The 13,669-nt window shown below is 56.7% G+C and carries 15 protein-coding genes; 8 read left to right on the forward strand and 7 right to left on the reverse strand.

All coding sequences use genetic code 11. The features are described 5' to 3' along the window. Positions 1-20 precede the first annotated feature (20 nt). The gene (locus AC2FH0_RS05135) at positions 21-500 is read right to left on the reverse strand and encodes a GatB/YqeY domain-containing protein (RefSeq protein WP_142634482.1); all 480 of its coding nucleotides are present in this window, start codon (positions 498-500) and stop codon (positions 21-23) included. Positions 501-684: 184 nt separating this feature from the next. Here AC2FH0_RS05135 and carA point away from each other — a divergent pair, with 184 nt between their 5' ends. Both carA and AC2FH0_RS05145 read left to right on the forward strand, forming a co-directional pair. Next, a complete protein-coding gene (carA, locus tag AC2FH0_RS05140; protein ID WP_496788730.1) occupies positions 685-1,851 on the forward strand; it encodes a glutamine-hydrolyzing carbamoyl-phosphate synthase small subunit in 1,167 nt (388 codons plus the stop codon). A 73-nt stretch (positions 1,852-1,924) separates the two neighbouring features. Beyond that, positions 1,925-3,796, forward strand: a complete 1,872-nt coding sequence (locus AC2FH0_RS05145; RefSeq protein ID WP_496788731.1) for a glycosyltransferase — start codon at positions 1,925-1,927, stop codon at positions 3,794-3,796. 3 nt (positions 3,797-3,799) lie between these two features. Here AC2FH0_RS05145 and AC2FH0_RS05150 read toward each other — a convergent pair whose 3' ends face one another. Then, positions 3,800-4,447: a GntR family transcriptional regulator gene (locus AC2FH0_RS05150; RefSeq protein ID WP_142634488.1), complete on the reverse strand. Its 648-nt coding sequence runs from the start codon at positions 4,445-4,447 to the stop codon at positions 3,800-3,802. A gap of 99 nt (positions 4,448-4,546) precedes the next feature. On the opposite strand from AC2FH0_RS05150, the gene AC2FH0_RS05155 reads away from it, so the two are divergent. From AC2FH0_RS05155 to AC2FH0_RS05165, 3 genes are all read left to right on the forward strand, one after another. Beyond that, positions 4,547-5,191, forward strand: coding sequence for a pyrimidine 5'-nucleotidase (locus tag AC2FH0_RS05155; RefSeq protein ID WP_142634490.1), 645 nt, complete (start codon positions 4,547-4,549; stop codon positions 5,189-5,191). A gap of 85 nt (positions 5,192-5,276) precedes the next feature. Next, positions 5,277-5,525: a hypothetical protein gene (locus tag AC2FH0_RS05160; protein WP_271946430.1), complete on the forward strand. Its 249-nt coding sequence runs from the start codon at positions 5,277-5,279 to the stop codon at positions 5,523-5,525. A gap of 74 nt (positions 5,526-5,599) precedes the next feature. Further along, positions 5,600-6,796 carry a UbiH/UbiF family hydroxylase gene (locus AC2FH0_RS05165; protein ID WP_496788733.1) on the forward strand — a complete coding sequence of 399 codons (1,197 nt, stop codon included), beginning with the start codon at positions 5,600-5,602 and terminating at the stop codon, positions 6,794-6,796. A gap of 10 nt (positions 6,797-6,806) precedes the next feature. Here the strand turns inward: AC2FH0_RS05165 and AC2FH0_RS05170 are convergent, their stop codons facing one another. Then, a complete protein-coding gene (locus AC2FH0_RS05170; protein WP_496788734.1) occupies positions 6,807-7,934 on the reverse strand; it encodes an aminotransferase class V-fold PLP-dependent enzyme in 1,128 nt (375 codons plus the stop codon). A gap of 229 nt (positions 7,935-8,163) precedes the next feature. Between AC2FH0_RS05170 and hutC the strand changes: the two genes are divergently transcribed. Then, positions 8,164-8,865, forward strand: coding sequence for a histidine utilization transcriptional repressor HutC (hutC, locus tag AC2FH0_RS05175; RefSeq protein ID WP_142634498.1), 702 nt, complete (start codon positions 8,164-8,166; stop codon positions 8,863-8,865). Between the two features lie 7 nt (positions 8,866-8,872). On the opposite strand, the gene AC2FH0_RS05180 is transcribed toward hutC, so the two are convergent. Both AC2FH0_RS05180 and AC2FH0_RS05185 read right to left on the reverse strand, forming a co-directional pair. Then, the gene (locus AC2FH0_RS05180; RefSeq protein WP_496700067.1) at positions 8,873-9,331 is read right to left on the reverse strand and encodes an Lrp/AsnC family transcriptional regulator; all 459 of its coding nucleotides are present in this window, start codon (positions 9,329-9,331) and stop codon (positions 8,873-8,875) included. Further along, positions 9,328-9,783 (reverse strand): Lrp/AsnC family transcriptional regulator, encoded by a 456-nt coding sequence (locus tag AC2FH0_RS05185; RefSeq protein ID WP_496788735.1) that lies wholly within the window; start codon positions 9,781-9,783, stop codon positions 9,328-9,330. The genes AC2FH0_RS05180 and AC2FH0_RS05185 overlap by 4 nt, the downstream gene beginning before the upstream one ends. Before the next feature lie 132 nt (positions 9,784-9,915). Here AC2FH0_RS05185 and ilvC point away from each other — a divergent pair, with 132 nt between their 5' ends. Then, positions 9,916-10,938: a ketol-acid reductoisomerase gene (gene ilvC / locus AC2FH0_RS05190; RefSeq protein WP_142634504.1), complete on the forward strand. Its 1,023-nt coding sequence runs from the start codon at positions 9,916-9,918 to the stop codon at positions 10,936-10,938. Positions 10,939-10,977: 39 nt separating this feature from the next. Here the strand turns inward: ilvC and AC2FH0_RS05195 are convergent, their stop codons facing one another. Beyond that, positions 10,978-11,322 (reverse strand): hypothetical protein, encoded by a 345-nt coding sequence (locus tag AC2FH0_RS05195; RefSeq protein ID WP_142634506.1) that lies wholly within the window; start codon positions 11,320-11,322, stop codon positions 10,978-10,980. 77 nt (positions 11,323-11,399) lie between these two features. Here AC2FH0_RS05195 and AC2FH0_RS05200 point away from each other — a divergent pair, with 77 nt between their 5' ends. Then, positions 11,400-12,308, forward strand: a complete 909-nt coding sequence (locus AC2FH0_RS05200; protein WP_496709293.1) for a DMT family transporter — start codon at positions 11,400-11,402, stop codon at positions 12,306-12,308. On the opposite strand, the gene glmM is transcribed toward AC2FH0_RS05200, so the two are convergent. After that, positions 12,305-13,648, reverse strand: coding sequence for a phosphoglucosamine mutase (gene glmM, locus AC2FH0_RS05205; protein ID WP_281994791.1), 1,344 nt, complete (start codon positions 13,646-13,648; stop codon positions 12,305-12,307). The two genes, AC2FH0_RS05200 and glmM, sit on opposite strands and share 4 nt — an antisense overlap. Between the last annotated feature and the right edge of the window lie 21 nt (positions 13,649-13,669).

Consider the following 13,669-nt stretch of genomic DNA (forward strand, 5'->3'; position numbering starts at 1 on the left):
CTTTCAGCATGTCACGGCAGTCAGCCGCTGGCAGCCGCACAAAGCTGATCTTTGACCATGGGCCCAACTTTCCCAAAGTCCATCTGGCCAGTATAGCGTGTCTTGAGCTCGCCCATGACCTTGCCCATATCCCGGATCGACCCGGCACCAGTGGCCGTAATCGCTGATTGGATGGCTTTCGTCACCTCATCGTCGTCCAGTTGCTCGGGCAGGAATTCTTCTATGACTTCTATCTCGCGCAGTTCACGCTCCGCCAGATCGAGGCGTCCACCCTCTTCGTAAGCACGCGCACTTTCCTTACGCTGCTTGGACATTTTCCCTAGAATTTCAAGAACTTCGGCATCACCGCAACCCTTGGCTTCCTCGTTGACCGCAGCACGAGACGCGATATCCCGGTCCTTGATTGCTGCATTGATCAGACGTAGGGTCGACAGACGCTCGGCGTTCTTGTCTTTCATTGCTTGCTTCAGGGCGGAATTCACCCGTGATCGCATATCCATTTAGTTTGTCCATCCCCATGACAAAAGGAACCCCGACCATATCGAAACAAAAAGCGTGATACAACCGGGGGCCTCAACATCTAAGTCATTGATATTACTCAATAGCCCAAAAATTGAACACACTTGACCCAAGCGCATAACCCCCTTAGGTATGCGCCGATTTACCCTGCAGGAGAGTCGCGCTATGGCCCAGAACGCCCCGTCCAAGCCCACCGCATGTCTGGCTTTGGCCGATGGAACACTGTTCTACGGGGTCGGTTTCGGCGCCACAGGCCAGACCGTGGCCGAGCTGTGTTTCAACACCGCAATGACCGGCTATCAAGAGATCATGACCGATCCTTCTTATGCCGGACAGATCGTAACCTTCACTTTCCCTCATATCGGAAATGTTGGTGTGAACCCCGAGGATGACGAAACCGGTGATCCTGTCGCGGCCGGAATGGTCGTCAAATGGGACCCAACCGAACCGTCCAGCTGGCGGTCTGCTGAAGAGCTGAAATCATGGCTTGCCCAGCGTGGGCGTATTGCCATTGGCGGTGTCGATACCCGCCGGTTGACCCGCGCAATTCGCCAGCAAGGCGCACCTCATGTGGCATTGGCCCATGATCCTGAGGGCAATTTTGACATCGAAGCTCTGGTTTCGGCTGCGCGTGGCTTTGCCGGGCTTGAAGGTATGGATTTGGCCAAGGAAGTGACTTGTGCGCAAAGCTATCGCTGGGATGAGATGCGTTGGGCCTGGCCAGATGGCTATAAACGGCAAGAGGCCCCAGTACATAAGGTTGTGGCACTGGATTTCGGGGCAAAGCGCAATATCCTGAGATGCCTTGCCTCGACCGGGTGCGATGTCACTGTGCTGCCCGCAACGGCCACCGCGGCTGAGGTTCTGGCCCATAGTCCCGACGGCGTATTCCTGTCCAATGGCCCCGGTGATCCAGCGGCTACGGGTGAATACGCAGTACCGATGATCAAAGAGGTATTGGACACCACCGACCTACCCGTATTCGGGATTTGCCTTGGTCATCAGATGCTTGCGCTGGCCCTTGGCGGTCAGACTGTCAAGATGAATCACGGCCACCACGGGGCGAACCACCCGGTAAAAGATCTCGAGACTGGGAAGGTGGAAATAACGTCTATGAACCATGGGTTTGCGGTAGACGCTCAAACCCTTCCCGACGGTGTCGTTGAGACTCATCGTTCGTTGTTTGATGGTTCAAACTGCGGAATTCGCATGACGAATAGACCGGTCTATTCGGTACAGTACCACCCAGAGGCATCTCCAGGTCCACAAGACAGCTTCTACCTGTTCGAGCGGTTCTCGCATGCGATGGCCGCCCGGAAGGCACAGGCATAATCATACAGCCTTAACGGCCTGTTAACCTTAATCGCTCCACCCTGACGCAGATTACCACGTCTGGGTTGATTGAATGGTTGAACTGAACCTGCAGCATTTCGCATCGGCCGCGCCGATTTCTACAACGGTGCGCAAGCCTTTGGGGGCTTGCCTGATCGACCGCGGGCTACTTTCGAACCATCAGTTGCAAAAAGCCCTGCACCTGCAATCCAGACAAAATGTTGCACTGGGCGAAATCCTGGTCGGCGAAGGCTGGGTAGATCGGTCCGAGGTTCTGACGGCGCTGTCTGAACAAACAGGATTGCAGATCGCGGACCTGGATCTGCATCCACCAAATCCGGACCTTTGCAAAACCCGCCCCGCCAGCTTTTGGCTGGATCACAACATCATTCCCTGGATGCGCATCGGTCCCATTCTGCTGGTCGCTACCGCCAATCCCGATCAATTCGACGCAGTTCGCAAGCAGTTGGCAAAGGAAAAGCAAACGATCATACCCGTGCTTGCCGATGCGGACCGGATCGACGGTGCAATCGCCAGCATTTTCTCGGAAAGCCTTGCTGAAAAGGCTGAAACCCGTGTGGCAATAGCTCAGAGTTGCCGGTCCTGGACTCGGCACTCGCGTATTGGGCCGATTGCCATAGTGCTTGGCCTCGCCACACTGTTCCTGGCGCAACCCATTCCGGGGCTGCTGGCTCTGGTCGTTTTGGCCGTTACGTCGCTTGTATTATTCCTGACATTGCGACTCGCGGGATTGCTCTCGTTTCTGTGTTACAAAGGAAAACGCCACAGTCAGACCGCCACCACGCTTCCTCTTCGACTGCCTCGCGTTTCCATCATGGTCCCTTTGTACAAAGAGCGAGAGATTGCTGGCGCTCTGATCCGCCGATTGCGACGTCTGACATATCCCAAAGCTCTTTTGGACGTCATTCTGGTTTTGGAAGAAACGGATATTGTAACCCGTGCAACCCTGGCCAAAATCGAGCTGCCCTGTTGGGTCCGCACGATCGAAGTACCGGCATTAAGCGGGCTGACGACAAAACCGCGCGCGATGAACTATGCGCTGGATTTCTGTCGTGGTGACATTTTGGGCGTTTGGGATGCCGAGGACGCCCCGCTTCCCGATCAAATCGAACGCGTCGTCGGACATTTCACCCAAGCCAGTGAAGACGTCGTCTGCTTGCAAGGCGTTCTGGACTATTACAACCCGCGCACCAACTGGCGGTCTCGCTGCTTTACCATCGAGTATAACAGTTGGTTTCGGGTCATCCTGCCTGGCATTGCCAGGTTGGGATTGGTGGTTCCACTTGGTGGTACAACCTTTTTCTTTCGTCGCGAAAAGCTGTTGGAACTGGGCGGTTGGGATGCCCATAATGTGACCGAAGACGCGGATCTGGGCGTCCGCCTCAGCCGCGCGGGTTATCGGACCGAGATGGTTGATACCGCCACTTTCGAAGAAGCAAACTTTCGGGCCTGGCCTTGGGTCAAACAGCGTTCACGATGGCTCAAGGGCTTTATGGTCACATATCTTGTCCACATGCGCGCGCCGATCCATCTGCTGAAAGAGCTGGGTGTGCTGCGCTTCCTTGGGCTTCAGGCGTTTTTTCTGGGCACCGTCGGACAATTCCTGCTGGCCCCGGTTTTGTGGCTGTTCTGGCTTACCACATTCGGATTGGCCAGCCCGCTGGATCCCGTCATTCCGGGCAAGGTCATGACCATACTGATAGCTCTATTCGTATTTGCAGAGATCACGAATGTGACCATCGGGATACTGGCTGTCTCTGCCCGTGAAAGACGGTTTCTGATGCCGTGGGTGCCGACAATGCCGTTGTATTTCCCCTTGGGTGTGCTGGCAGCTTACAAAGCCCTTTGGGAATTGGCTATCAACCCGTTCTTCTGGGACAAAACCCAACACGGTCAAGCTAGTGAAGAAGCCTTCGACATGTGACCGTCAGCTTTCGCGACGAACCGCATCCTGCTTGAGACGCGTCATGAAAGCGACCGAGATATGCTCTTTCAACGCACGTTCCGCGGCTTGCTCGTCACGGGCGGCAATAGCCTCGACGATGCCTTTGTGTTCACTTTGCGCGATCTCACCGCGCCCGGAAACCGCAAGCGATGTCGTTGCCATCAAGGCCATTGTACGGTGCACAAGGTTCAGCTGTTGCACCAAATAGCGGTTGTGCGAGGCCAGATGGATCTGTTCGTGAAACCGCCGGTTCGCCCGAGACAGGGCGTTTGGATTGTCCACCAGCGCATCATCTTCGGCAACCATTTCCTGCAGCACCTTGATCTCTTCCTCGGTCGCGTGCTTGGCGGCCAAACTTGCAGCGAGACCTTCAAGTTCACGGCGAACGACATATAGCTCTGCCATCTGATTGTGGTCCAATGAGGCCACAATCAGCGAACGCCCGTCGCGTTCAAGCAAGGATTGGGTCTCTAACCGCTGCAATGCCTCGCGGATTGGCGTGCGCGAAACACCGAACCTTTCGGCCAGCTCGCTTTCGACCAGCCTGTCACCGGGCTTGTAGATGCCCACATCAATCGCTTCGAGAATAAGGCTGTAGGCGTCGCTGTTGGACTGCTTGGATTGGGGCATCTTTTGTTTTTCTCCTCGTTCGGACATGTCTATCCGTCTGCAGTGCGCACAATCAAGTACTGCATTGAAAACCTGCGCTGCGCGGCTTAAACGGCAGGCATGGTCAAACCTGCCTTCAGCCATGTCTCCCAATGGGTGTTCGATCTGGACAACACCCTGTACCCGCCGCATATGCGCCTGTTCGATCAGATCGAGGTGCTGATGACGGATTATGTGGTCCAGGCCATCGGCGTCGACCGGGCCGAGGCCGACCGGCTGCGATCCCATTACTGGCGCGAATATGGCACCACGCTGGCCGGGCTGATGGCCGAACATGATCTGGATCCCGACCCTTACCTGCATGCCGTGCATCAGGTGGATATGAGCCATATGGACCCGGACGTGGATCTGGCGGCACATATTCGTGCTCTGCCCGGGCGCCGCATTGTCTACACCAATGGCAGCGCGCCCTATGCCGAACGCGTCCTTGCGGCGCGTGGCCTCAGCGGTTTGTTCGATGCCATCTATGGGGTTGAGCATGCGGGATACCGTCCTAAACCCGAAAAGGCCGCATTCCAGGCCATCTTTGCGCAAGACGGAATCAAGGCAGAAAAAGCGGCCATGTTCGAAGACGATCCGCGCAATCTGGCGGCCCCGCATGAGATGGGGATGCGCACGGTTCATGTCGCGCCCGAACCGCACATGGCCGATCACATCCACCATCATACAGACGACCTGACCGCCTTTCTGGCCCGCCTGCGATAGGCTGTCACACTGCGACGATCTGCACGTACTGCGACCCGGGCGCCGCCCCTATATCCCAACTGCGACGAACAGAACGGAGACCCAGATGTCCGCAATCGAAATGCCCCCGCGCTCACCCATCTGGCAGCGCCTGCTATTTGCTGTTCCTCTGTTTGGCTGGATGGCGCGCGATGCGGCCGATGCAGATGGGGACGACTGGTATTACACCGCCGCCGCCATCTTCAGCATGTGGGGCTGTTCAGTGATGCTGTTTGGCTTGCCGGGCCTGTATATCCCCGCCGTCGTGATGGTGCCCGTGATATTCCTAATCCTCATCCTGATCTCGCGCGGCTGACCTGCGAGACAGGATGTCACTTGGCGCAGGCAGCGGAACCGCTCTAGGGTCGGCTCAGAACCAAAGAGGGCGCCATGAACGACCAGTGTGACATCCTGATATCCGGCGGCGGAATTGCCGGTTTGACCGCAGCGGCGGCCTTTGGCGCGGCTGGATTCAATGTGGTCTGCGTTGATCCCACCCCTCCTGTGACCCAGCGGGACGTGGACGGATCGGATTTACGGACTACCGCGTTTTTGCAACCAGCCCACGGTCTTTTGGAACAATGCGGGCTGTGGGAAAAACTCGACGCGCATGCCGCCCCTCTTCAGATCATGCGGATTGTGGATGCAGGCGGAGATGTGCCCGAGCCGCGCGTGGTGCGCGACTTCAATGCCGCGGATATCTCGGATCAGCCCTTTGGTTGGAACCTGCCAAACTGGCTCTTGCGGCGCGAAATGGTGGCCCGTCTCGCTGAACTGCCCAATGTCGATTTTCGCCCCGGAACGGGCACGGTCAGCTTGTTCACCCGTACAGCCGAAGCCCGCGTTGGCCTGAGCGACGGGACGCGCATCCGCTGTCAACTGGTGATCGCCGCAGATGGTCGCAACTCGCCCATGCGAGAGGCCGCCGGGATCAACGTGCACACCACGCGCTATGGACAAAAGGCGTTGGCCTTCGCGGTTACACACTCGATCCCGCATCAGAACGTCTCGACCGAGATTCACAGGTCCGGCGGCCCGTTCACGCTCGTTCCCCTGCCCGACTGGCAGAGTCAGCCCTCGTCCGCGATTGTTTGGATGGAGCGTGGCCCGCGCGCAGTAGAGCTGTTGAACACCGATCCGGAAAGCTTTGAAGCGCTGATGACCGAACGGTCCTGCGGGTTGTTCGGTCCGTTGAAACTGGCTTCACGCCGAACAATCTGGCCGATCATCAGCCAATCGGCAGAGCGCCTTTCGGGCGAACGCGTGGCCCTGATGGCCGAAGCCGCCCATGTCGTGCCCCCCATCGGTGCGCAGGGGCTGAACATGTCCTTGGGTGATCTGCGATGCCTGCTGGATTTGGCACAGGCCCGTCCCGAGGGCCTGGGTGACGCGCAGATGTTGGATGCCTATCACAAAGCGCGTCATGCCGAGATCGAGGCCCGGGTCAAGGGTATCGACTTGCTGAACCGCGCCTCGATGATCGAAGCGCGGCCTTTACGGGACATACGTGCAATGGGGTTGAACGCGCTGTACTCGCTGCCGACCGTGCGCAAGACGCTGATGCAGATGGGCCTCGGCGTCCGCTAAAGCCCGATCGTCACAAAACCTGGTCCAGCACGCGCTTTAGACGCGCGATTGTGCCGTCAACATCGTACAGCTTGTCCAGACCGAACAGGCCCAGACGGAAGGTGCTGAACCCGTCTGGCTCATCACATTGCAAGGGTACACCAGCAGCGATCTGCATGCCCAAGGCGGCGAATTTGCTGCCGTTCTGGATATTGGGATCCGAGGTATAGCTGACCACCACACCCGGCGCACCAAACCCATCGGCAGCGACAGAAACAATGCCCTTCTCTTTCAGCATTGCCCGTACACCGTCCCCCAATGCCCACTGGGCGTCACGCAGTTTGTCAAAGCCATAGTCTCGAGTCTCAGCCATCGTGTCGCGGAAGGCTTTCAGCGCATCTGTTGGCATCGTGGCGTGATAGGCGTGACCGCCATTTTCATAGGCTTGCATGATCTGACGCCATTTCTTCAGGTCGACGGCAAAACTGTCCGAAGTCGTCTCCTTCAGCCTTGCCTCAGCCTGTTCGGACAGCATGACAAGACCCGCGCAAGGCGATGCGCTCCACCCTTTCTGAGGGGCCGAGATCAGGACATCCACACCCGTCGCCTTCATGTCCACCCATGCGCAGCCCGAAGCGATGCAATCCAGAACCATCAGCGCCCCAACCTCGTGGGCTGCGGCTGCCATCGCCGAAATATAGTCGTCGGGCAGAATGACCCCGGCCGCCGTTTCGACATGCGGCGCAAAGACCACATCCGGGCGCCCATCGCGGATCGTTTCGATTACTTCCTCGATCGGAGCAGGCGCAAATGGGGACGTTGCCGAGTTGCCGGTCTGGCGCGCCTTCAGAACTGTTGCCGACGCCGTCAACCCACCGGACTCGATGATCTGGCTCCACCGATAGGAAAACCAGCCATTCCTGACCACCAGAACATTGGCATTGCGGGCAAACTGGCGCGCGACTGCTTCCATTGCATAGGTACCACCGCCCGGGATAACGGCCACACCGTCAGCGTTGTAAACGCCTTTCAGCATCTCAGAGATGTCGCGCATCACATGCTGAAACTGAACCGACATGTGATTAAGCGAGCGATCGGTGAAGACGACCGAAAACTCCTCTAACCCATTGGGGTCAATTTTGTCCAAAAGCGGGGGCATTGGTATTCCTTTCAAATTTCACGAAACGAGCGGGTGTTCGCAACTTCGCTCACTGCCTCTCAGTTATTACTGAAAATTGACCCGACGGAACCCGGTTTCCTAAGAAAATTTTAACGCCTCAAAGGCCCTATCGACAACTAATGACGCCAAACAGTGTCAGCAACCCTTTACACCCCTACGTGTTTCTGACCAGATACATACACTTTGGAGAAGAAAGGTATTTTCACTCGTGACTGCGCATAAGCGGATCAGTTTTCAGTTTGTACGTGACGAAGTAAAACGACGAATAGAAACCAGAGTTTGGCCACAGGGGTCGGTGCTGCCGACAGAAACCCAGTTGGCAGAAGAATTTAATTGTGCCCGTGCCACGGTAAATCGTGCTTTGCGGGAACTGGCAGATCAGGGCTTCGTTGAAAGAAAACGTAAAAGCGGAACGCGGGTCAAAAAAGAACCCAGCAAACACGCAAAACTGGAATTTTCCCTGACCCGACTGGATGTCGAGGGGCAGAACTCCACCTATCGTTATGCGCTGGTCGAGCGTAATATCGTCTCCAGCCCCGGATGGCTTGCCTCTCAGTTAAGCGTCTCGCAAGAAGCGCGTGTTTTGCATATTGTCTGCATGCACTATGCAGACAACCGGCCGTTTCAACTGGAAGAGCGCTGGATCAATATCGACGCAGTTCCTGAAGTGGAACATGCTGACCTCGACACCAAAGGCCCGCATGAGTGGCTGTTGCACGCCGCCCCCTTCACCGATGCTGAAGTCGCCTTTTGCGCGATTTCGGCAGATGGACGGCTGGCTGAATTCATGGGGACAACCTCGGGGACGTCCATGATCCAATTAGAGCGCACGACATGGAAAGACGGGCAGCCAATTACCTTTGCGCGCATGACACATCATCCCGGATATTACATCCGCACTAGGTACTGAAACGGACCTAGCCGATAGGCCCGGGTAACCTCTCTTCGCTCAGCAATACATTGGCTTCGACATCTCCGGCCCCGGGCAAAGTCATTATCCGGCGGCGCAGAACACGTTCAAAGTCCGAGAGATCCCGTGCCACGACGCGCAAACGGTAATCATATAGGCCCAACACATGTTCAACGGTTTGAACCTCGGGGATCGCACTGACGGCGCGTTCGAAATCTTCAAGGCTGACCTGACCTTTCCGCGCTAACTTGACCCCCAGAAAGACTGTCACCCCAAACCCCAACGCTTCTGCATTCAAACGCAGGTGGCGCCCCTTTATGATCCCCGTCGTTTCAAGCCTCCGGATACGGCGCCACATCGCGGGCTGAGACAGGCCGAATTTACGCCCCAAGGCACCCGCGCTTTGCGTTGCATCCTGGATCAGAGCGCGCAGAATTTTGCGGTCGAGCTCATCCAATTCGGTCATAGCGGCAGCACCTCATCGCTTTTGACCCGCGCGATATGCATCAATGCCTCGATATCTGCGATATGCGGTAAAGTCAGGATACGGTCACGATACAGCTGCTGGTAATGTGCCATATCCTTGGCAAGCACAGATAAGCGCACATCCACACGGCCCAAAAAGGTCTGAATCTCGATCACCTCGGGAACCTCACGCGCGACACCCATGAACTCGTCGAATGCACGCGGTTGGGTCTTATCCAGCGTCACCCGCAATGAAACCTCGACCGCATATCCCAATGCGGCCCAGTCAATGATCGCCCCTTGGGCTTGAATAATCCCGGCCTCTTGCATTTTTTCGATTCGCCGCCAGCAGACACTTGTGCTGATACGGCAAAGCTCGGCCAGCTCAGCGGTTGTCAGCGTCGGGTCGGCCTGGAAATGACGCAGAAGCCTGCGGTCAACATCATCAAGCATGATTTTTTCTTTTTTACTATAATTTAAGAATAGATACTCGAGTTATCCTTGATAATTCAAGGATAACAGTATCGCTATCCTTGGAAAACCGCCTTAAAACCCACAGCAATCGAAACAGAAAGGACCAGCATCATGCGCGTCTATTACGATCGCGATTGCGACATCAACCTGATCAAAGACAAAAAAGTGGCCATCCTGGGTTATGGCAGCCAGGGTCATGCACACGCGCTGAACCTGCGCGACTCGGGCGCGAAGAATCTGGTCGTTGCCCTACGCGAAGGCTCGCCTTCGGCTAGGAAAGCCGAAGCCGAAGGCCTGGCGGTCATGGGCATTGCAGAAGCGGCAGCCTGGTGTGATGTCATCATGTTCACCATGCCCGATGAATTGCAGGCCGAAACTTACAAGAAATACGTGCATGACAACATCAAGCCGGGTGCTGCGATTGCGTTCGCCCACGGCCTGAATGTTCACTTTGGCCTGATCGAACCGAAAGCAGGCGTAGACGTCATCATGATGGCCCCCAAAGGCCCCGGCCACACCGTCCGTGGTGAATACACCAAAGGTGGCGGCGTTCCCTGCCTTGTGGCTGTTGACACTGACGCAACCGGCAAAGCGCTGGAAATCGGTCTGTCCTATTGCTCGGCCATCGGTGGCGGCCGTTCGGGCATCATCGAGACCAACTTCCGCGAAGAATGCGAAACCGACCTATTCGGTGAACAGGCGGTTCTGTGTGGTGGTATCGTCGAGCTGATCCGCTGCGGCTTTGAAACTCTGGTCGAGGCTGGTTATGCACCCGAAATGGCCTATTTCGAGTGTCTGCACGAAACCAAGCTGATCGTGGACCTCATCTATGAAGGCGGAATCGCCAACATGGATTACTCGATCTCGAACACTGCTGAATACGGTCAGTACGTCACTGGTCCGCGCATTCTGCCTTATGAGCAGACCAAGAAGGCAATGAAAGAGACCCTGTCGGACATCCAGAGCGGCAAGTTCGTACGCGACTTCATGCTGGAAAATGCTGTGGGTCAACCCACCATCAAAGCCTCGCGCCGTTCCAATGACGAGCACCAGATCGAAGTGGTCGGCAAAAAGCTGCGGGACATGATGCCCTGGATTTCGGCCGGTAAACTGGTCGATCAGGAAAAGAACTGATCCTATCGTGACGCCGCCCCCCGGGGCGGCGTCATTCATTTAATGGGCGTCAAAAATTTCTATCGACGGCCCGCCAACAATATCCACATGGGTATACATCGGGTTCGAATGCTGCTCGAACCGCACCGGCTTGTCGACAACCACCGAGGGCCATTTCCCGGGCTTCTGACAGAGGAAGATGTTGAGCAGCAAATGGCTGGGATTGATCCCCTGCGGATTGGCGATAACCAACATGGGCTCGACCCCTGGATTACCAACCGTGACAATGCCCGTCACAATCAACCTAGCGGGCCCCGGAGGCATCTTGTTGTTCCAAGCATACCAATCTCGTGAAGCCACATCGTCTCCGGGCTGGCAAACAGCATTCACTTCTTTGTAGTCCATAATTTGTCTCCAAATTCTTTTTCCAATACCCCTACAATACCACACTCGCAGCTAATTGTGACGAAGCAGGCAATACCATGAGCGAACCCTCTGAAATCACCAACAAAAACTGGCTTATGGTCGCTGTACTTGGCTTCATCTGGGGCGGCACATTTATGGTCGTAGCCATCGCACTCGAAGGGTACGGGCCCGTCACAGTAGCAACAGCGCGCACGACTCTGGGCGCGCTCACCCTTATACTGCTGATGGGGGCGACGGGTCGCAAATTGCCAACATCCACGCGGGGCCTTTGGCCCTCAATCATCGTGATCGGCATTCTGTCGACGGCCCTACCTTTTTTGCTTCTCAGCTGGGGCCAGCAATATGTTCCGTCCGCCTTTGCGGGCCTTTCGATGGCGGCCATCCCGTTGATGGTGTTGCCACTGGCACATTTCTTTTCGGATGAGCCCCTCAACGCGCGGCGTTTTGTTGGCGTATCACTTGGATTTGCAGGCGCGCTGGTGCTGATTGGCCCTGGCCTTGCACAGCTTGGTCAAGGTGCGGAACCACTGGCACAGCTGGCCTGTATTGGTGCTGCACTGTGCTATTCCTGCGCTTCTATATTCACGCGCAGATGCCCTCCGGTCGATCCGGTTGTTCTGGCTGCGCTCACTTTGCTGGTCGGCGCGGCGATCTTGTTGCCCATCATGCTGGTAACCGAAGGGGTGCCAAATTGGCATGGCGCACGGCCTAGCCTCGCCATAATCGCATTGGGCCTTGTTCCGACCGCCTTTGCCACGTTGTTGCGCGTCTCGATTATTCGCAGCGCCGGGTCTGTTTTTCTGACGCTGGTCAACTACCAAGTACCGATATGGTCGATGGTATTTGGCGCGTGGATTCTGTCCGAGGCATTGCCGATACGGTTTTACGTTGCTCTGGCGATGATCCTGACCGGACTAGCGATCAGCCAGTGGTTCAGCCTGCGCAGAATGCTGGCCGGTCGCTAGCCTGCAACCGCCGCGACCTCAGCAACGATACTGTCAACGACTTGGGCCAACAGCTGATCATCTTCACACTCCGCCATGACGCGGATCAGAGGTTCAGTGCCGGATTTACGGATCAGTAATCGGCCTTTTCCTTTTAGACGCTCTTCGGCATCCGAGATTGCGGCTTTCACACCAGCTGTTTCCAGCGGGGCCTGCCCCTCGCCATAGCGCACGTTCTTCAACAGTTGCGGTACTGTTTCGAACTGAACCGACAGTTCGGATGCGTTGCGCCCGGAATGTACCATTTCAGCCAGGAAATGCAGGCCCGCCATGAGGCCATCGCCTGTGGTCGCATAGTCGCTCATGACGATGTGGCCAGATTGTTCACCACCCAGGTTGAAATCTCCTTCACGCATCCGCTCGACTACATAGCGGTCGCCTACGGCCGTTCGTTCAAGCCTGAGCCCCTGCGAACCGAGATGGCGTTCGAGACCAAGGTTGGACATAACTGTCGCGACCAAGGCGCCGCCGCGCAGGCGGTCGGCCTTGGCCCAAGAGGTCGCCAACAACGCCATCAACTGATCGCCGTCGGCCACGTGTCCGTGCTCATCCACGATCACAACCCGATCGGCATCACCATCCAGGCAGATCCCGACATCGGCCCCGTGCGCCACCACTGTTTCAGCTGCAAGCTGAGGTCTGGTCGAACCGCAATTCAGGTTGATATTCTTACCGTTAGGAGATGTGCCTACAGGAATGACCTCGGCCCCAAGTTCCCACAAAACTTCGGGCGCAGTGCGGTGCGCGGCGCCATTGGCGCAATCCACCACCACTTTGAGACCGTCCAGTCTAAGATCGCGGGATAGCGAAGATTTCACCCGCTCGCCATAGCGAAACCGCGCATCGTCTACCCGGCGGGCCCGACCGATATTTTGCGCCTGCGCAGGCTTAACCCCTTCTTCGATCAGCCGTTCGATTTCAATTTCCGCCTGATCCGACAGCTTGAAGCCATCAGGCCCGAAAAACTTGATCCCGTTGTCTTCGGCGGGGTTGTGACTGGCCGAGATCATCACGCCCAGATCGGCGCGCATTGACCGCGTCATCAGGCCGACAGCCGGCGTTGGGACCGGTCCCAGCAGCAAAACATTCATCCCGGTCGAGGTCAGCCCCGCCGTCAGCGCGTTTTCCAGCATATACCCAGACAGGCGCGTATCCTTGCCAATAACAACACGGTGCACGCCGGATTGGTCACGTCGGAAGTACCGCCCAACCGCGGCCCCCATGCGCAGGGCCATCTCAGCCGTGATCGGATGCGTATTGGCGGTGCCACGCACCCCATCGGTTCCGAACAGCTTGCGCATTGGTATCTCTCCGTAAATTCT

Source organism: Ruegeria sp. CDSC051, from assembly GCF_059610665.1.